The sequence below is a fragment of the Spiroplasma endosymbiont of Tricholauxania praeusta genome, from assembly GCF_964019535.1.
GTDB classification, from domain to species: domain Bacteria; phylum Bacillota_I; class Bacilli_A; order Mycoplasmatales; family VBWQ01; genus Spiroplasma_E; species Spiroplasma_E ixodetis_A.
This window is the reverse complement of sequence record NZ_OZ026450.1, coordinates 1,185,230-1,206,065: the sequence shown is the minus strand read 5'-3', so window position 1 is coordinate 1,206,065 and position 20,836 is coordinate 1,185,230. Positions and strand designations below refer to the sequence as shown.

The window sequence follows — 20,836 nt, the reverse complement described above, 5'->3', positions numbered from 1 at the left end:
AGGATGACTAAATATGCAAGAATTAAATAAAAGAAGAATTGGAATCTTAACTTCTGGTGGTGATTCACCAGGTATGAATAATGTTATTAATGCAGTATATAAGACTTTTCGTGGTATAAATCATGAAAATAGTAAAATTGCTACTGCTGATAAAAGACCATTTGAATTAGTTTTAATAAAAAATGGTTATAAAGGAATAATGACAAATGACATTCATGTTATTGATAACAATTGAGCAAATTTAATTGATCTAGGGACTGAGATGGGGGGAACAATCATTGGGTCTGCTCGTTTTAGAGAATTTGAGCAAGAAGAAACTCGTAAAAAATGTATTGAAATTTTAAAATCTAAAAAAATTGAAGGTTTAATTGCTATTGGTGGTGATGGCACATATAATGGTTTGCAAAAATTAAGTAATGAAGCAGCTATTCAATGTGTGGGTATTCCAGGTACTATTGATAATGATATTAGTTCAAGTGAGTTTACTATTGGTTTTGATACCGCTCTTAATACAATTGTTGAAAATCTTGATAAAATTCGTCAAACCGCTAATTCTCATGGAAGAATTATGATTGTTGAAGTAATGGGTCGTAATTGTGGTGACCTTGCTCTTCATAGTGCTGCTGCTGCAAATTGTGATTTAGTTGCAACTAAAGATTTAGGAATTGGAGAACAGTCATTGATTGATATTATTAAACAGTTGTACACTAAAAAACAACGTCGTTCATTAGTAATAGTAGTAACTGAACGTCAATATGATGTTAATAAAATAGCTAAAATCATTGAAAAAGATACTGATTGTGAAACAAGAGCAGTAATATTGGGTCAAATTCAACGTGGGGGAACACCAAGTGCATTTGATCGTTATTTAGCAACAATGATGGGTATTTTTGCTGCCGAAAGATTTGCAAATAGTAATAAATCTAGTATTTGTATTGGATTACAAGATAATAAATTAGTAGCTATTGAAATTCAAGATGCATTAAACACACCTTCAATAAATAAAAATAACGTTGCTAATAAAATTTTACGTTTGTCAGGAGTTATTTTTAAAAAAAATACTTAATAAAAAGAGGTGAATAATTTGATATCAATTATAAAAAGAACTAAATGTGTAACTACTTTAGGACCTGCTTCAAATTCTGCTGATGTTATTAAACAACTAATAGAAAATGGCTCAATTTGTGGGCGTTTAAATTTTTCTCATGGTACTCATGATGAACATTTAGCAAGGGTTTTAATGATTAGAGAAGTATCTAAACAATTAAATGTACCAGTTGCTATTATGTTAGATACTAGAGGTCCAGAAGTTAGAACACATACCTTTACAAAGGGTAGTGTAGAAATCAAAAAAAATGAAATTATTACGATAATTGATAATAAAGAGATTATTGGTACTGCCGATAAGTTTTCTGTAAATTATGGTAATTTAGCAAAGGATATTAAAGTTAATGATAATTTACTAGTAGATGATGGTAAATTAACATTAAAGGTTACAGTGGTTAAAGATCATACTGTTATTTGTCAAGCTTTAAATACACATACTATTAAAGATCGTCGTGCTATTAATATTCCAAATGTTAAATTGTCTTTACCTTTTATTTCTGAAAAAGATAGAGCAGATTTAATTTTTGGTTGTCAGCAAAAAGTAGATTATGTTGCTGCATCATTTGTTTGTTCAGCAGCTGATATTAAAGAAATCCGCAAAGTTTTAGATGATAATGATGGTAAACATATTCAAATCATTGCTAAAATTGAATCACAATTAGCAGTTAATAATTTTGATGAAATTTTAAAAGAATCAGATGCTATTATGGTTGCTCGTGGTGATTTAGGAGTTGAAATTCCTTTTGAAAAAGTTCCTTTTTTAGAACGTGAATGAATTAAAAAATGTCGTACTGTTAACAAACCGATAATTGTTGCTACGCAAATGCTAGATTCAATGATAGATAATCCTCATCCAACACGCGCTGAAGTTACTGATGTTTGGGTTGCTATGGATTGGGGAGCAACATGTACAATGTTATCGGGTGAATCTGCCAATGGTAACTATCCTGTGTTATCAATTGCAACAATGAGTAAAATTCTTGTTGATGCTGAAAGTCATCAAGAACAGAGTAAAATTGCTACTGATTTATTGCATACAAAAGATCAATTAGTTGCTAAAACTATTAAAAAAATTATTGAAGAAAAACCACAATATTTAATTACTAATAGTCAAGATAGTAATTATATTAGAACTATTGCTAATGCTCATTTGCCAGTTTATATAATTCCTATTGTTAATAATGTTATTGATTATAATAAATTTGCAATAAACTTTGGAATTTATACTTTTTTAGCAGTTGAAGGAATTCCAGTAGAATTAAGTAATTCTTCGCAATTAGTTAAAAGCATTAGTAGCACTTATATAATCCCTACTAAATCAAAAGTATTAGTAGTAGATATTAATAATAATACTAATCCTTTTACAACTTTTATTGTCAAATAACCTAGTACTACTGAGGTAAATTAGAAAAGGAATTAGGTAAAACATGAAAATTAATGTAATTAAATTAAATGGCAAAACGATGACTTATAATATTGAAAATCCAATTACTGGTTATCAATTATTAAAACAGGAAAATGAAAATATAGATTCTTCAATTATTGCTTTTACTCTGAATGGACAATTAAAAGATTTATATTGAGAAATTAAAGAAGATGCTGAAATCAAGTTTATTAAAAAAAATGATGCTTTAGGATGAACTATTTTAAATTATGGATGTTCTATGATTTTAGCTCATACTATTAAATTAATGTATCCACAAGCGTTAATTACGATTGCTAATACTAATGATAATGGTTTTTATTTAGATTTTGATTATGAAAAGCGACTTTCTAATGATGAATTAATTAAAATTGAAGAGAAAATGCGTGAAATTTTAATAAAAAATATTGAAATTAAAAGAGTTTGTCAAACTAAAGAAGAATCTTTAAAAACTCATAAAGACAATCCTTTTGCTTTAGAATATATTAAATTAAATCATGTTAATGGATTAAAATGCTCTTATTTAGTTGATAATAAGACTTTAGTAGTGGCATCGGGTGTTGCTATTAATAATTCTTCATCAATAAAAGATTTTAAATTATTAAGTATTACTGGTGCATATTGATTAGGAAATGATAAAAATAAACAATTACAGCGCATTTCTGGTATTTGTGATTATTCAAAAGTAAAATTAGTAGATAAACTTAATGAACTTGAAGAACGAAAAAATCGTGATCATCGCAAACTAGGTAAAGAATTAAATATTTTTACTTTTAATGATGATTGTGGTAAAGGATTACCTATATTTTTACCAAATGGTATGGTTATTAAAAAAGTTTTGCAGAAATATTTGAGAAAACAAGAATTTATGTGAGATTATCAAGAAGTATCGACACCAGTTTTAGGTTCTGTTGAATTATATAAAAAAAGTGGTCATTGAGATCATTATCGTGAAAATATGTTTACTCCAATTAAAAAAGAAGAAGAACAATTGGTATTAAGACCAATGACTTGTCCTCATCACTGTATGATTTATAAAAGTGCTCTTCGTAGTTATAAAGATTTACCTTTGCGTTTAAGTGAGCATGCTCTATTATATCGTTATGAAGCAAGTGGTGCTTTAACTGGTTTAGAACGAGTAAGAAGTATGGAATTAACTGATTCTCATATTTTTGTTAGATTTGATCAAATGAAAACAGAGTTTAAACGTTGTTATCAGTTAATTGCTGAGGTTTTAAAAACTTTAAATATTAAAATTGATTATTTATCATTATCTTTACGAGATCCTGCTGATAAAGAAAAATATTTTAATGATGATAAAATGTGAAATCAAGCAGAAACAGCATTACGTGAAGTATTAGATGAATTACAATTAGAGTATAAACCAATGATTGGTGAGGCTGCTTTTTATGGACCAAAATTTGATGTTCAAATTAAAACAGCATTAGGTCATGAAATTACAATATCTACTATTCAATTCGATTTCTTATTACCGAAAAAGTTTAATTTAACTTATATTGATGAAAATAATAATGAAACAAATCCAGTTATTGTTCATCGAGGATTAATTGGTACATATGAACGTTTTATTGCCACATTATTAGAACAAAATAAAGGCGTTTTTCCACTATGATTAGCACCAAGGCAAATTGCAATTTTACCAATAAATGAAAAAGAAAAAACCTTAGAATATGCTAATAAATTATTGCAAACTTGTAAACAACATAATTTACGAACTGAAATTATTAGCAGTGGAACTATTGGCAAACGTATTGTTGAAACACAAACTCAAAAAATTCCTTATCAAATTATTATTGGTGATAAGGAAATAGAAAATAATAATTTAAGTTATCGTCAGTATGGTCAAAAAGAAAGTAAAATTGTTACTTTATCAGAATTTTTAAAATTATTAACAAAACAAGTTGAGAATAAAATATAACTATAAAAATTAAAAAACCATTTAAGGTTCTAATTCTTAAATGGTTTTTTAGTTAATTAAGCAATTTAATTTTACTAAGTATATTAGTAAAATTTAAACCATTTTTTTATACGAAAAAAATATTTATATTTTTACTATTATTTTCATTGACATTGGGTTTTGTTTTCTGTAAGATACTTATTGTGCCCGAAAATAAATGGGTTACAAACTAGAAAAAACGATCTTTGAAAACTAAATAGAACAAGAATTAATCCGTCAATTTTTTATTAAAAATTAAATAAGTCAGACATCATCTTTTAACAAAAACAATTTTATTGAGAGTTTGATCCTGGCTCAGGATTAACGCTGGCGGCATGCCTAATACATGCAAGTCGAACGAAAGTAGCAATACTTTAGTGGCGAACGGGTGAGTAACACGTATCTAACCTACCATTTAGTGGGGAATAACTGTTGGAAACGACAGCTAATACCGCATATGTTATTTATTTGCAATGATAAATAATGAAAGGAGCATTTGCTTCGCTAATTGATGGGGATGCGGCGCATTAACTAGTTGGTAAGGTAATGGCTTACCAAGGTAACGATGCGTAGCCGATCTGAGAGGATGAACGGCCACATTGGGACTGAGACACGGCCCAAACTTCTACGGAAGGCAGCAGTAGGGAATTTTTCACAATGGGCGAAAGCCTGATGGAGCAATGCCGCGTGACTGATGAAGGTCTTCGGATTGTAAAGGTCTGTTGTAAGGGAAGAAGTGCTAGAATAGGAAATGATTTTAGTATCGACCATACCTTACCAGAAAGCCACGGCTAACTATGTGCCAGCAGCCGCGGTAATACATAGGTGGCAAGCGTTATCCGGATTTATTGGGCGTAAAGCGTGCGTAGACGGTTTTGCAAGTCTGAGGTTAAATTTAGGGGCTCAACCCCTAACCGCCTTGGAAACTACATTACTAGAGTATAGGAGAGGTTAGTGGAATTTCATGTGTAGCGGTGGAATGCGTAGATATATGAAGGAACACCAGTGGCGAAGGCGGCTAACTGGCCTATTACTGACGTTGTGGCACGAAAGCGTGGGGAGCAAATAGGATTAGATACCCTAGTAGTCCACGCCGTAAACGATGAGTACTAAGTGTTGCCATGAGGCAGTGCTGTAGCTAACGCATTAAGTACTCCGCCTGAGTAGTATGCTCGCAAGAGTGAAACTCAAAGGAATTGACGGGGACCCGCACAAGCGGTGGAGCATGTGGTTTAATTCGAAGCAACGCGAAGAACCTTACCAGGTCTTGACATACCTTGCGAAGCTATAGAGATATAGTAGAGGTTAACAAGGATACAGGTGGTGCATGGTTGTCGTCAGTTCGTGTCGTGAGATGTTTGGTTAAGTTCAGCAACGAACGCAACCCTTGTCCTTAGTTGCCAGCATTAAGTTGGGGACTCTAAGGAGACTGCTAGTGTAAGCTAGAGGAAGGTGGGGACGACGTCAAATCATCATGCCCCTTATGACCTGGGCTACACACGTGCTACAATGGCTGATACAAAGAGTCGCTAAACCGCGAGGTCAAGCAAATCTCAAAAAGTCAGTCTCAGTCCGGATTGAAGTCTGCAACTCGACTTCATGAAGTCGGAATCGCTAGTAATCGCGAATCAGCAATGTCGCGGTGAATACGTTCTCGGGTCTTGTACACACCGCCCGTCAAACCACGAGAGTTGGCAATGCCAGAAGTCGGTGTCCTAACCGCAAGGAGGGAGCTGCCAAAGGCAGGGTTGATGATTGGGGTTAAGTCGTAACAAGGTATCCCTACCGGAAGGTGGGGATGGATCACCTCCTTTCTATGGAGTTTAGTTTCTAATAAGAAACCAAGACAACAAGAAAAATTAGATGGATGATTTATTGGATTACTTCTTTTGTTCTGTTTAGTTTTCAGGGATTGTTTTCTCTGAGCAATTGTTCTTTAAAAACTGGATAATAGACATCTTTTAAAAAAATAAGATAATTTTTATCTTGCAATAGGATATTCTAAAAATAAATTATTAAGAGCGTATGGTGGATGCCTTGGAATTGGAAGACGATGAAGGACGCGATTACCTGCGATAAGCTTCGGGGAGCTGGAAATAAGCTTTGATCCGGAGATGTCCGAATGGGGAAACCCACTATCTTTAATCAGATAGTACTGTACAATGAATTCATAGTTGTGCAGAGTGATACCTAGAGAATTGAAACATCTTAGTACCTAGAGGAAAAGAAAGCGAATGCGATTCCCTTAGTAGCGGCGAGCGAAAAGGGAGCAGCCTAAACCAGTCGTCAGACTGGGGTTATAGGACTGTCTATTAGGTTCGACCTATGAAGAGTTACAAAATTTATATATAGCAGAAGTTGTTGGGAAGCAACGCCATAGATGGTGAAAGCCCAGTATGCGAAATGTATAAATCTCTTGACAGTATCCTGAGTACGGCGAGGCACGTGGAACCTTGTCGGAATTTGCGCAGACCACTGCGTAAGGCTAAATACTAACCAATTACCGATAGTGAACCAGTACCGTGAGGGAAAGGTGAAAAGTACCCCGAGAGGGGAGTGAAATAGTTTCTGAAACCATATGCTTACAACAAGTCGGAGCCCGTTAATGGGTGACGGCGTGCCTTTTGTAGAATGAGCCGGCGAGTTACGATTACATGCAAGGTTAAGTTGAAAAGACGGAGCCGAAGTGAAAGCGAGCCTGAATAGGGCGTTTAGTATGTGGTCGTAGACCCGAAACCAGGTGATCTAGCCATGAGCAGGTTGAAGTTAATGTAACAGTTAATGGAGGACCGAACCAACGTTCGTTGAAAAGACCGTGGATGACTTGTGGCTAGCGGTGAAATTCCAATCGAACCTGGAGATAGCTGGTTCTCCCCGATATAGTTTTAGGACTAGCGTCAGAATTAGTGCAATGGAGGTAAAGCTCTGAATGTATGATGGCCCCACCTCGGGGTACTGAATGCAATTAAACTGCGAATGCCATTGTTACATATCTGGCAGTCAGTCTATGGGTGATAAGGTCCATGGACGTGAGGGAAACAGCCCAGATCATCAGCTAAGGTCCCCAAATCAATGCTAAGTGGAAAACGATGTGGAATTGTTCAGACAGCTAGGAGGTTGGCTTAGAAGCAGCCATCCTTTAAAGAGTGCGTAACAGCTCACTAGTCGAATGATTCTGCGCGGAAAATGTACCGGGGCTAAGCATTGTACCGAAGCTATGGGTCTATATATATGTTTACATATATTGTGGGCGGTAGGGGAGCGTTCTAATCTGCGACGAAGTTAGACCGGAAGGACTAGTGGAGCGTTTAGAAGTGAGAATGCCGGCGTGAGTAACGATTGAAGGTGAGAATCCTTCATGCCGATTGACCAAGGTTTCCTGGGCTAGGTTCGTCCACCCAGGGTTAGTCAGGACCTAAGGCGAGGCCGAAAGGCGTAGTCGATGGATAACAGGTTGATATTCCTGTACCACCATGGTGACTGATGGAATGACGGAGAAGGCTAAAATGTCCCAGTGGTTGGTAGTGCTGGGCTAAGTACAAAGAGGGTTGTGTAGGCAAATCCGCACAGCGTTAACCTTGAAGTACGATGGGGAGTGAACGGTTCGCTTAGTAACGAAGCATTTGATGCCATACTTCCAAGAAAAGTTTCTAAAGACATCACCATGGTGCCTGTACCGAGAACGGACACACGTGGTCAAGGAGAATATCCTAAGGCAAGCGAGATAACTATAGCTAAGGAACTCTGCAAAATAACCCCGTAAGTTAGCGAGAAGGGGAGCTCATAGCAATATGAGTCGCAGTGAAGAGGTCCGGGCGACTGTTTAGCAAAAACACAGCTCTCTGCTAAGTCGTAAGACGATGTATAGGGGGTGACGCCTGCCCAGTGCTGGAAGGTTAAAGAGATTTGTTAGCGTAAGCGAAGCTTTGAACTGAAGCCCCAGTGAACGGCGGCCGTAACTATAACGGTCCTAAGGTAGCGAAATTCCTTGTCAGGTAAGTTCTGACCCGCACGAAAGGCGTAACGATCCGGACGCTGTCTCGGCTATAGACTCGGTGAAATCTTAGTACCTGTGAAGATGCAGGTTACCCGCGATTAGACGGAAAGACCCCGTGGAGCTTTACTACAACTTGATATTGAATTTTGGTGTAGTTTGTACAGCATAGGTGGGAGACGTTGATATGCAGACGCTAGTAGGCATGGAGTCACCATTGGGATACCACCCTTGCTATATTGAAATTCTAACTTGAGACCATAATCTGGTCTAAGGACAGTGTCTGGTGGGTAGTTTGACTGGGGCGGTCGCCTCCTAAAAAGTAACGGAGGCGCCCAAAGGTACCCTCAATATGAATGGAAATCATATGTAGAGCGCAAAGGTAAAAGGGTGCTTGACTGCGAGACATACAAGTCGAGCAGGAACGAAAGTTGGGCTTAGTGATCCGGCGGTGCTGTGTGGAAAGGCCGTCGCTCAACGGATAAAAGTTACCCCGGGGATAACAGGCTAATCTCTCCCAATAGTTCATATAGACGGGGAGGTTTGGCACCTCGATGTCGGCTCATCGCATCCTGGAGGTGTAGTCGCTTCCAAGGGTTGGGCTGTTCGCCCATTAAAGCGGTACGCGAGCTGGGTTCAGAACGTCGTGAGACAGTTTGGTCCCTATCTGTCGTGGGCGCAAGAAATTTGAGGAAAGCTGTTCCTAGTACGAGAGGACCGGAATGGACCTACCTCTGGTGCACCAGTTGTCACGCCAGTGGCACAGCTGGGTAGCTATGTAGGGCATGAATAAGCGCTGAAAGCATCTAAGCGCGAAGTCAGTTCCAAGATGAGATTTCTCATTCGAAAGAAGTAAGATCCCTTGAATACTACAAGGTTGATAGGTTAGGTGTGTAAGCATAGTGATATGTTCAGCTTACTGATACTAATAGATCGAGGATTTATTGAAGAATATATTCTCTATTGCAAATCAAAAGTAATCAAATTTAAAGATGTCTGTTTCTAGTTTTTAGGGAGCAATTGCTAAACTATTTGGTGTCCATGGCGGAGTGGTCACACCTGTTCCCATCTCGAACACAGCAGTTAAGCACTCCAGCGGCGAAAATACCAGCAATGGGAAAATAGCACGATGCCAAATTTTTTTTATTGTTAATCTTAATGTAAAAATTAAGATTTTTTTAATTTTTACATTAAAATAAGTAAATAATTTTATTTTTAATTTATGATTGTTTTAAACCACTTATACGCTCTGCTATTGATAAATCATTTTTTATTCATCAATATTATTAAATGCTTGCTTGATCTAAGCATGATAATGAGCATGTGCGACGACTTGCTAGAAAATATGACTTTTTCTTTTAAGATTGAGACAAAAAAAGCAATCAAGGTACGATTAGAATATAGTATTGATTATGTGAAAGCAAGTGGTAAACGGAATCGTAAAATATTCCAAATATCAGAGATATATTTAAAGGAAAATATGAAGAAATTTTACGCAAAAAAACATTGCTTTGCAGATATAAGTACAAGGATTACAGGAACTCATTCAATTTCACTTATTGTGAATGGTACTACTTGAGATACATTAATTTTAAGATGTTGGCTATTAAATAGTCTAATTAATTATTTAATTAACCTACTGGATGGGTTACACTTTATTGGACACTAATTACGTAGACAAGTTCACAAATTAGTTAAAAGAAAGGAAAATAATTATGGCCAATATTAACTCATATTCAGATGAATTTAAAAAACAAATAGTAGCTTTATATCAAAGTGGCAAGTCAGTATCTTGTCTTGTTAAAGAATATAACGTTACAAGAGCGGCTACTTATAAATGAATTAAGCAATTTACTAATTCAGGCAGTTTTAAAACCAAAGATAATCTTTCTGATTTAGAAAAACAATTAATTCAAGCAAATAAAGAATTAAAACAATTACGAATGGAAAATGATATTTTAAAGCAAGCAGCACTAATAATAGGCAGAAAATAGAAATTATTGCAAATAATAAATCTAAATATAAAATTCGCACAATGTGTCGTTTTTTAAAACTCTCTAAATCAACATATTATTTTAATTTAAAGAAAAAAAATAAAAATCAAAATAATATTTATGATGAAGCTGTTATTAGTGCTTTTAAAGAAAATAAAGAAGTTTATGGTACTAGAAGATTAAAAGTCATACTAGCAAACCAAGAAATTTATTTATCACGCAGAAAAATTAAACAAATTATGAATAAGCATAATTTAATATCAAAATACACTAAATTATCATTCAAAAATCATCATAATAAAGTCAATGATAGTCAAATTACCAATCTTGTTAATAGAAACTTTAATAATAAAATTAAAAATGAAGTTATTGTTAGTGATTTAACTTATGTTCAAGTTAATGGTAAGTGAAACTATATTTGCTTATTAATAGACCTATTTAACCGCGAAATTATTGGACATAGTGTAGGTACTAAAAAAGATGCATCATTAGTATATCAAGCATTTATGTACTCAAATCGCTGTTTAAAAGATATTGAAATATTTCATAGCGATCGCGGTAACGAATTTAATAATAAAACTATTGATAAACTTTTATTAGCATTCAACATAACTCGATCTTTAAGCAAAAAAGGCTGTCCTTATGACAATGCTGTTGCTGAAGCAACTTTTAAAACTTTCAAAACTGAATTTATTAATGATAAAAATTTTACATCATTAATCAAATTAAAATTAGAATTATTTGATTATATCAATTGATACAACAACATAAGAATTCACAGCACCTTAAACTACCTAACTCCAGTTAATTATCAAAAACAAGTGTCTACCAAAAAACAGTCCTAAAAAGGGTTGCCATTCCACTACATATCAATTTAATTAGAATTACAAAGTTGGAAAATTAAAAGATTTGTATTTTATTTTAAAAGTCTTAATATATATAATATATATTGTATACTATAAAAAACTATTAGTAGTATCAAAAAGGGGGTACTTATGAAAACATTAATAAAAACATTAAGTGTTTTAACACTTGCAACAACAACAGGAAATTTAACTAATGTATTAAACACAATTGAAGAAAAAACTAATATTGCAACTAATTATATTCAAAATAAAAAAAGTTTAGAAAATAAACATAGTGCAATTAACTTAGCAGATATAATAGTAAATAATAATTTAGGACTTATTAATAGTGGGAAGGATTTAGCACCATCTAAAATGATTTTACTAATAGGTATTATTGAAGCAAATCATGCAATTAAATCATTAACTATTAATGATTTTGATATTAAAAGACAAGATAAAGATAATAGTACTGCTACAATTATTGGTAAAGGTGATTATATAGGAACAGTTAATTTGTATTATAGTATTACTAATTTTGTTTCTCAAAAATTAACAAATGGAAACATTTATGCTTTAGGTGTTGATTCACAAGGTAATATTTTTAGAGCACAAGAAGATAAGGTTTATAAGATTACTCCAACAGGATTAGAAATTTTAATGGCAGGATTAGAAGGATATTGGGCAGTTAGAGCCTTAGTAATTGATAATGAAGATAATGTTTATGTTGGTAGTGATAATGGTTTTGTTTATAAGAGTGATGGTGTACGTAGTTTTGAAAAAATTATAATACCAGGACCAAAAAACTGAATTTGAGCTTTAACATTTGATAAAAATACTGAAACTGTTTATGTTGGTAGTAATACTGGTGTATGCAAAATCAGCAAAAATGGAAGCACTAGTTTAATGCAAGGAACAAATGGTGATCATATTCATAGTTTAGCAGTTGGTTCAGATGGCTCAATTTATGCTGGTGATGATGATCGTGGAATAATTTATAAAACTGATAAAATAAGTCAAACTTTTGGAATATTTCAACAAATAAACGATGGGCATCAAATTGATAGTTTAGTAGTTGACAAGGATAATACTGTTTTTGCTGGTTCTTGAAATGGTCGTCTTTATAAGATAAAGAATGGAATATATGAGGTAATATTAGAAACAAATCCAAACCACGAGGTTAAAGGTTTAGTCATTGATAGAGATAATAATTTATTTGTTGGTATTGACTCTAATAAAGTATATAAAAAAATAGAAGATACAGATTTATGTTCTGAATTATCTGGAATAAAAAATACTGATGATCATATTTTTGCTTTAGCAGTTGGTCCAGATGATTCAATTTATGCTGCTGGATCGCAAGGAATCTTATATACAGCTAAAAATTTTAATAAAATATAGGTTATATATAAGTAATTAGTATTAAAATTAATAAAAATAAAAGACTTGCTTGCTAATTATATAGTAAGTTTTTTTATTTTTATTTAAATTTATGTACTAACATATTAAAAAAATCTTGTAATTTATTAAAAATCTAATATAATAGTAGTTGACATAAAGAAAGTAGTTTTTACGCTCACCTGATAACTAAGTTGTTATAGGTTCAATGCTTTAAATTTTTATTTTTAAAATAAAGTTTTGTAGTGGTGAGTGTGCGTTTTAGCACACTTTTATTTATGCAAATTAAAGGAGGTATGTATGGCTTTTAAAAATAATGATAATTTATGAAATAGTAATATTCCCTTTTATGAATTTTTATTAATTGGTAATGATGGTACTAATTATGGCTTAATGAAAAAAAATGATGCTTTAAAAAAAGCAGAAGATTTAGGATATGACCTGTTATGTATATCACCAAATGCTAAACCACCTGTTTGTAAAATGTTTAAATTTGATACATATCGTTTTGAACAACAAAAAAAGGAAAAAGAAGTTAAAAAAGCACAAAAATTAACAATTGTTGAAGAAAAAGAAATTCGACTAAGTGTTGTTATTGATAACAATGACATTAAAACAAAGGCAAATAAGGCTCGTAAATTTCTAAGTAATGGTAACAAAGTAAAAGTTACATTAAAATATCGTGGTCGTGAATTACATAATCCTGAAGCAGGATTTGAAGTAATTACAAAATTTTATAAAGAATTAGAAGATATTTGTATTTATGATAAAAACTTTGATAAAAAAGAAAAAAATATACAAACTATTTATCTTTTTCCAAAAAAGAAAAATCAAGAAAATTAACAATAGGAGGTAAAATATGCCAAAAATGAAAACAAAAAAAGCTTTAAAAAAAAGAATTAAAGTAACAGGAAGTGGTAAATGAATGCGTAGTGGTGCTTTTGTTTCTCACTTAGCTCAAAATAAAACAACAAAACAAAAACGTCAATTACGTGGGTGAAGTGAAGTATCTGCTTCTGACTATAAGCGTTTAAAAGATTTAATTTAGGAAGGTGACAAAATAAATGGCTAGAGTTAAAGGCGGTTATACAACTAATCATCGTCGTAAAAAAATACTAAAAGCAGCAAAAGGATATTATGGAGCAAAACATAGTTTATATCGTACAGCAAATGAACAAGTAATGAACTCATTAGCATATGCTTATCGTGATCGTAAAAATTGTAAACGTGAGTTTCGCAAGTTATGAATTCAAAGAATTAATGCAGCTGTTCGTAATTATGATTTATCATATTCACGTTTTATTGATGGCTTAAATAAAGCTAATATTAATCTTAATCGTAAAATATTGTCTGAGTTATCAATTAATCAACCAGAAGAATTTGAGAAATTAGTTTTGGCATCAAAATCTGCTTTAGCAAAATAATTAATTGCAAAATTTTATATAAATTAAAAACACTTGAAATAAATTAAATTTATTATAAGTGTTTTTAATTTATAAAATTATGATAAGTTTTAGAAATGTATTTAATATAAATTTCAAAGAATATTTTTTTATCACAAACTTTGTTTTATAATATATTTAATGGTAAAATTAAAAAATAAATTCGCTTCTTAGTATAAAAATAAGAAAGAAATTTAAAAAAGAGGGGGGCCATTATGCAATTTGTTTTTCTTGGATTTTTTGATGGTAATCCACAAGCAGTTATTAATCCTTTATTTGGTATGTATTATTGAATTGGCTTATCTATATCATTATTCTTGATAATTAGTTTATTTATTTTTAAAAGGTTTTATGCTAATTTAAGTAAGTGCTATAGTTTTAAATATAGTTTAGGTATTTTTCAAATACTTTTATATATTAGTTTTTATATTGTTCATGGATTGAATGGAGATAATTATCAATGGTATGATTATTTTCCTTTTCAATTATGTTCAGTATTAAATATTACTAGTGGTATATTATTAATTATTCCTAATAAAAGTTTATTTAATATTACTTTTCCTTTAATTGGTCCTGTTATTTTGGCATTTTTATTACCAGATAAAACAAAATGAGTTTTTGGTCCACAGCATTTTCTTTATTGAAATTATTATTTTATTCATATTATTATTCTTTTTTCTTATTTACTTTTATATTTATATGGTCATATTGAATATGACAAAATATATATCAAAAAAAGTATATTATATTTAACTTTATTTGGTGGTGGTGTTTTTATTTTTAATACTTCCTTTGGTACTAATTACTTATTTATTGGAAATGCCGGTTATACAGCAAGTTTTGGTAAAAAAGTATTAGACACTTCAGTGTGGTTACCAATTTTACGTTTTACATTTATGTCTGTTGTTGGTATTTCATTACTAGTTTTAACATATATTTTTATTATAAAAACTTTATCTCCTTTTTATTTAGAAAAAGGAACAAAAATTAATCCTATTTACAAAGATAAAAAATCATTAATTACAAAATTTTATAAAAAATTAAATTTAAAAGATAAAAAAATAATGAAATCTTAATTAATAATTAAAAAAAGAAAGTGAGTTAATTATGTTAAATTCAAAACAATTTTCAACAATTATCCAACTTCAAAATGAGTTAGATAAAAAAATAATTATTAATCGCGGTGTTAGCGATATTAAAACATTAAATTCTAGATTTTTAGCACTTTTAGTTGAATTAGGTGAATTTGCAAATGAACAAAGATGTTTTAAATATTGAAGTTCAAAACCAAGTAGTGAAAAATCAGTAATGCTTGAAGAATATATTGATAGTCTTCATTTTATTCTTAGTATCGGTAATAGCCTTAATATTGATTTTCAAAATTTTAGTTTTTCAGAAAAAACAAATTATCAAGATCTTAATCTTGCATTCATTGATTTATTTGCTTTTGTTACAACTTTTTTTAAATCAAAATCAAGTAATGATTTTTTTGAATTATTAAATATTTATTTTACAATTGGTAAAAAATGTAACTTTAATAGTGAAGACATTATTTCTTGTTATATTTATAAAAATGAAATAAATCATTTACGACAATCACAAAATTATTAATGGAAATAAGTGATCGTTTTATTTAGGAGATTAAAATGACTAATGTTAAAATTTTCAATTATAATAATACAAAATGAGAGTACATTATTACATATAAACAACAAAAACATATGTATTTAAAAGTGCGCAATGATCAAATTATTATTAGTGCTCCATTTTTTATGCAAGAAAAATTAATTGAAGATTTCATTTTAAAAAGTTTACCTAAAATTTTAAAAAAGAAAACTATATTAAAACCTAATATTGTTATTAATAATAATGACAGTTATCTTTATTTTTTAAGTAAAAAATATAAATTAATTACTAAGTATCATTCAAAAAAAACCATTATTTATTTTGAATTTAATAATTTGGTAGTATGCACAAATATTCAAGATGATAAGCAAATATTAATTAAAATTCAAAATTTTTTAAAAGAAGAGTCAAAAAATATTTTTATGAGTCGTTTACAATATTGATCAGAAATTATGAATATTGAGTTTTCAGTACTAAAAATTCGTTCGATGTTAAATAAATGAGGTGTTTGTCAACCAAATACTAAAATCATTACACTTAATTATAAATTAATTCATTTTGATTATGCTGTAATTGATTATGTTATAATTCATGAGTTAACGCATATAATTCATGCTCATCATAAAAAAACATTTTGAAATTTTGTTGCTCAATATTGTCCAGATTTTCAAGATTGTCAAAAAATATTAAAACAAGGAGTTATGGATGAAACAAATAACCTCACTTAAAAATCCAATAATTCAAGAATTAGTTTTATTACATGAAAGAAAACATCGCAATGTTAAAAAAAAGTTTTTAATTGAAGGAGAACATTTAATTAGTATTGCATTATTAAAAAAAAGATTACTTGCAGTATATGTTGATGAGAAGTATTTAGACAAATATGCAAATTTATTAAAAGATTGTAATAATATTGAAGTTATTGTTGTAAATAGTATGATTATTAAAAAAATTTCACAACAAAAAACACCACAACCAATAATTGGCGTTTGTAATATTGTTAAACCTTTAAATTATTTTTATTCTTCTCATATTATTCTAATTGATACAATTCAAGATCCAGGTAATTTAGGAAATATTTTACGCAGTGTTACTGCTTTTAATATTTCTGAAGTGTATTTATCGAATGAAAGCGTTGATTTATATAATCACAAAGTAATTAGTGCAAGTCAAGGAGCTATTTTTTATACTAATGTGTATTATGAAAATTTTGATCAATTTTTATTAAAAGTAAAAAATGCAAATTATATGATTTATGGTACATTTCTACATGAAGATAATAGTACTAATTTATCTGAAATTACCTTTAAGCAAAAGAATGCTTTTTTATTTGGCAATGAAGGACAAGGCATTAATAAAAAGTATAAAGATAAAATTAATAGTAATATTTTTATTCCAACTTCTTTTAATGTTGAATCATTAAATTTAGCAACAAGTATAGCAATAGTAACGTATTGCTTATTTACTAGTAATATATTAAAATAAATTATACTTATTTTGAATTATAAAAATTTAATTATACATATTAACAAATTAATGGAGGAATAGAATGTTAGCGGTTAACGATTTAAAAAAAAGATTAGAAATTATTAGACAGCAAGCATTTAATAATATTGATGAAGTTGCTGATTTACATAAATTGCAAGTTTTAAAATCACAATATTTAGGTAAAAATTCGGATATTAATAATATATTAAAATCTTTAGAAAAGTTTCCTCATAATTTTAGAATTGAAATTGGTCAAGCAGCTAATAAATTAAAAAAAGAAATTAATGAATATATAATAAAAAAATTTAATGAAATTGAGAAAGATAACATTAATGAGCGTCTTAAATCTTCAGAAATTGATTTAACACTACCGGGTATTGATTTTAATATTGGTCACATCAATCCTCTATTAAAAACTGTTACCGAAATATCTGAAATTTTTAAAAATTTGGGTTATCAAATCATTAGTGGTAATGAAGTAGAAAATGAAGAATATAATTTTAATCGCTTAAATTTACCATTTGATCATCCAGCAAGAGATATGCAAGATACTTTTTATCTTGAAAATAATAATGACAAACTTAATCGTTGATTATTAAGAACACACGCTACAAATATGACTGCACGCATTCTTAGCGAGCAAGATAAAAATTCAAAAGAAACCACGGCTATTATTAGTTTAGGAAATGTTTATCGAAAAGATGATGATGATGTTACTCATTCTCATCAATTTATGCAAGTTGATGGGTTTTTAGTTGGTTCTAACATTACTTTTGCAAATTTAAAATGAACATTAAATTATTTTTGTCAGCAATTTTTTGGTATGGAAACTAAAACAAGATTACGTCCTAGTTATTTCCCATTTACGGAGCCTTCAGTTGAAGTAGATGTAAGTTGCCCAAAATGTAATACAGAAGGTTGTTCATTATGTAAGTATACTGGTTGAATTGAAGTTTTGGGTGCTGGTATGATTCATCCAAATGTTTTTATTGCTGCTGGTTTAGATGAAACAACAGCAGGTTTTGCCTTTGGTGTAGGCATTGAAAGAATTACTATGATTAAATATGGCATTGACGATATCAGATTATTTTATAATAATGATTTTCGATTCTTAAAACAATTTTAAAAATTAAAAGGAGTATAAAATAAAATGATAGTTTCACGTAAAATCATTTCGCAGTGATTGAATATTAATAGCATTAAAGATTATGAAATCGTTGATGCTTTAAATAGTTTAGGTTTTGAGGTTGATCAAGTAAAAAATTTAATGTTTAGTAATACAAACTTAGTTGTTGGTCAAATTACTAAAATTACCAAACATCCTAAATCGAATAAATTAAATATTTGTGAAGTAACAGTAGGTACTGAAATGTTAACTATAGTTTGTGGTGCACCAAATGTAGTTATTGGTATTAAAGTTGTTGTAGCAAGGATAGGAAGTGTTTTAGGTAATGGTCTTACTATTGTTGAAAGAACAATTCAAGATGTTGTTTCTTCAGGAATGCTTTGTTCATTAACAGAATTAGGATTAAGCGGTATTGTTCAGAATAAAGAAGAATTAAGTGGTATTATTCATTTACCAGATGATGCAATGATTGGTAATATTAATCCGTTACAATATTTAAATTTAGATGATACAATTTTTTTTATTGATTTAACAGTAAATCGTAGTGATTGTTTGGGGATTTATAGTATTGCTAGAGAATTAAGCGGGTATTTTAAAATTCCTTTAAAAAACATGGAAGTTAGTAGTATAGGAAAATTTGATAATAAAAGTCAAGTTAGCGTTCTTAATGGTAAAATTCAAGCTTTAGCAACATTAAAGATTGAATTTGATGATAAATCTGTAATAACACCAATTTGAATTAGAAGAACACTACAACTTGCAAATATTGTACCCAAAACTTTATCAGAAGATATTATTCATTTAGTAATGTTAGAATTGGGTCAACCCTTAATTACTTTTAGTGCTGATATTTTAAAAAAACCATCTTTAAATATTTCACCTAAATCATACCCAGAAGGTAATTTGCAAATTAAAGAGGGCGATATTTTATTACACGATAAATATTTGGCTTTTAGTGTTTTAGGAGTTAGTCATAATATTGAATATGAAGTTAAACCAAGTTCCAAAGAAGTTTTTATATTTTCAATTAATCTTGATGTTACCTTAATGAGTAAACAAGCAAAACGACATGGTGCTCTTATTAATACATTATTAGAACGTTTAACAAGACCAGTTGTTCCTGACTATTATTTAATTGCTTTACAACGTTATTTGTTTATTTTAGGACAATTGCAAGTTAAATATGAAATTACCGGTTTTAGTAATGATGTTCCTTATCAAGTTAAAACAAAAGTGATTAACTTTAATTTTAATTTTATTAATAAAATTTTAGGTACAAAATTTGAGGTTAATGAAATAATTAATTATTTGACTATTATTGGTTGTCAAATTGAAATTGATGCAAAAAATCAAGAAATTTTAAAAGTAACAGTTCCTAATCATCGTAGTGATTTAAATAACGCTAATGATTTTAGTGAAGAAGTTGCCAGAGTATTTGGATATGATAAATTACCAGTTATTAAACCACAATTTAATGTATCATTTAAGTCACCAACAGCATTGGAAAATTTAATGATGAAATGAAGACAACATTTAACAAGTTATGGTTTTAATCAAGTAAAAACATATAGTTTAACAAGTATGCAGAGATTAAATGATTTTAATTTTTTTAAATATAAAATACCTGTAAAATTAGAAGCACCGTTGACATTAACAAGAGAAGTTATGCGTTTTAGTTTGACAGATAGTTTATTAAGAATTTGTCAATATAATTATGCACGTAAAGAAACACAATTAAAAATTTTTACTGATGAAACTGTTTATACAGGTGATGAAACTGATGATAATCATCATTTAGCTTTTATGATTATGGATAATTTTTGACCAAAAATTAATGCTAATAAAATTACTAATAGTACTTATTATTTTATTAAAGGTTTTTTAGATGGTTTTTTAGCAAAAGTTATGCCAAATTTATTTAACTCTATTGTTTATAAAAATAATAATAATTCTTTAATGCATCCGTATTTAAGCGCAGATATTTTTTATGAGCAAGAACATATTGCTACTATTGGCGCACTGCATCCACAAACTGAAAAAATAATGAATGTTGAAAAAATATTCTTAGCAGAAATTAATTGTAGTAAGTTAGTTAAAATCATAGAAGAACAACAAAAAGTAGTTTCTAAATTTAAGCTTTGATCAAAATTTAATGCTTTAAGTCGTGATATATCAATTATTGTTAATAGCGATATTCAATTTTCTGATGTAAAAAATGCTATAATGTTTGCAAATATTGATTTTTTAGAACAAATATCTTTGGTAGATTTTTATAATGATGAAAAATTAAAATCACAACATCAACACTCATTAACTTTTAATTTGAAATTTAATAGTCAAGAAGAACAATTAGATGAAACAAAAGTAAGTGGACAAATAAGTAATATTCAAGAAATATTAAAGAAAAAATTTCAAGCAATTATTCGTTAAAAATAT

Annotated in this window: 14 protein-coding genes, 3 rRNA genes and 1 pseudogene; all 18 read left to right on the top strand. The window is 29.9% G+C overall.

Translation table 4 applies throughout. The annotated features are described in order from the left end of the window. The first annotated feature begins 13 nt into the window (after nucleotides 1-13). The 18 genes and pseudogenes from AACK96_RS06595 to pheT all read left to right on the top strand — a co-directional run bounded on the left by AACK96_RS06595 (nucleotide 14) and on the right by pheT (nucleotide 20,830). Nucleotides 14-1,066, top strand: a complete 1,053-nt coding sequence (locus tag AACK96_RS06595) for an ATP-dependent 6-phosphofructokinase (RefSeq protein ID WP_252319488.1) — start codon at nucleotides 14-16, stop codon at nucleotides 1,064-1,066. Nucleotides 1,067-1,084: 18 nt separating this feature from the next. Continuing rightward, nucleotides 1,085-2,491 (top strand): pyruvate kinase, encoded by a 1,407-nt coding sequence (pyk, locus tag AACK96_RS06590; RefSeq protein WP_338974010.1) that lies wholly within the window; start codon nucleotides 1,085-1,087, stop codon nucleotides 2,489-2,491. Nucleotides 2,492-2,534: 43 nt separating this feature from the next. Further along, nucleotides 2,535-4,469 (top strand): threonine--tRNA ligase, encoded by a 1,935-nt coding sequence (gene thrS, locus AACK96_RS06585; RefSeq protein WP_338974008.1) that lies wholly within the window; start codon nucleotides 2,535-2,537, stop codon nucleotides 4,467-4,469. Between the two features lie 310 nt (nucleotides 4,470-4,779). Further along, a 16S ribosomal RNA gene (locus AACK96_RS06580) occupies nucleotides 4,780-6,301 on the top strand. Between the two features lie 191 nt (nucleotides 6,302-6,492). Next, nucleotides 6,493-9,430, top strand: a 23S ribosomal RNA gene (locus AACK96_RS06575). 82 nt (nucleotides 9,431-9,512) lie between these two features. Beyond that, a 5S ribosomal RNA gene (rrf, locus tag AACK96_RS06570) occupies nucleotides 9,513-9,619 on the top strand. The 16S, 23S and 5S rRNA genes sit together here, the layout of an rRNA operon. A 201-nt stretch (nucleotides 9,620-9,820) precedes the next feature. Further along, nucleotides 9,821-10,150, top strand: a pseudogene (locus AACK96_RS06565) (hypothetical protein); the annotation flags it as partial. 46 nt (nucleotides 10,151-10,196) lie between these two features. After that, a protein-coding gene (locus AACK96_RS06560) for an IS3 family transposase (RefSeq protein WP_338974005.1) occupies nucleotides 10,197-11,320 on the top strand; the annotation gives its coding sequence in 2 pieces (ribosomal slippage) (nucleotides 10,197-10,440 and nucleotides 10,440-11,320; 1,125 coding nt in all). A 150-nt stretch (nucleotides 11,321-11,470) separates the two neighbouring features. Beyond that, the gene (locus tag AACK96_RS06555; RefSeq protein ID WP_338974003.1) at nucleotides 11,471-12,721 is read left to right on the top strand and encodes a hypothetical protein; all 1,251 of its coding nucleotides are present in this window, start codon (nucleotides 11,471-11,473) and stop codon (nucleotides 12,719-12,721) included. Between the two features lie 297 nt (nucleotides 12,722-13,018). Then, entirely contained in the window at nucleotides 13,019-13,561 is a 543-nt protein-coding gene (gene infC / locus AACK96_RS06550) for a translation initiation factor IF-3 (protein WP_174480738.1), read from the top strand. A 16-nt stretch (nucleotides 13,562-13,577) separates the two neighbouring features. Beyond that, nucleotides 13,578-13,766 carry a 50S ribosomal protein L35 gene (rpmI, locus tag AACK96_RS06545; protein WP_174480739.1) on the top strand — a complete coding sequence of 63 codons (189 nt, stop codon included), beginning with the start codon at nucleotides 13,578-13,580 and terminating at the stop codon, nucleotides 13,764-13,766. Between the two features lie 16 nt (nucleotides 13,767-13,782). Next, nucleotides 13,783-14,142, top strand: a complete 360-nt coding sequence (rplT, locus tag AACK96_RS06540) for a 50S ribosomal protein L20 (protein WP_252320320.1) — start codon at nucleotides 13,783-13,785, stop codon at nucleotides 14,140-14,142. A 233-nt stretch (nucleotides 14,143-14,375) separates the two neighbouring features. Then, nucleotides 14,376-15,236, top strand: coding sequence for a hypothetical protein (locus AACK96_RS06535; RefSeq protein WP_338974001.1), 861 nt, complete (start codon nucleotides 14,376-14,378; stop codon nucleotides 15,234-15,236). 31 nt (nucleotides 15,237-15,267) lie between these two features. Further along, nucleotides 15,268-15,771 (top strand): dUTP diphosphatase, encoded by a 504-nt coding sequence (locus tag AACK96_RS06530; protein ID WP_338960903.1) that lies wholly within the window; start codon nucleotides 15,268-15,270, stop codon nucleotides 15,769-15,771. 35 nt (nucleotides 15,772-15,806) lie between these two features. Next, nucleotides 15,807-16,514 (top strand): SprT family zinc-dependent metalloprotease, encoded by a 708-nt coding sequence (locus AACK96_RS06525; protein WP_338973999.1) that lies wholly within the window; start codon nucleotides 15,807-15,809, stop codon nucleotides 16,512-16,514. Beyond that, a complete protein-coding gene (locus tag AACK96_RS06520) occupies nucleotides 16,492-17,271 on the top strand; it encodes an RNA methyltransferase (RefSeq protein WP_338973997.1) in 780 nt (259 codons plus the stop codon). The genes AACK96_RS06525 and AACK96_RS06520 overlap by 23 nt, the downstream gene beginning before the upstream one ends. Before the next feature lie 64 nt (nucleotides 17,272-17,335). Next, nucleotides 17,336-18,400, top strand: coding sequence for a phenylalanine--tRNA ligase subunit alpha (pheS, locus tag AACK96_RS06515; protein WP_338973995.1), 1,065 nt, complete (start codon nucleotides 17,336-17,338; stop codon nucleotides 18,398-18,400). A 24-nt stretch (nucleotides 18,401-18,424) separates the two neighbouring features. Next, nucleotides 18,425-20,830 carry a phenylalanine--tRNA ligase subunit beta gene (gene pheT, locus AACK96_RS06510; RefSeq protein WP_338973993.1) on the top strand — a complete coding sequence of 802 codons (2,406 nt, stop codon included), beginning with the start codon at nucleotides 18,425-18,427 and terminating at the stop codon, nucleotides 20,828-20,830. The last annotated feature ends 6 nt before the right edge of the window (nucleotides 20,831-20,836 follow it).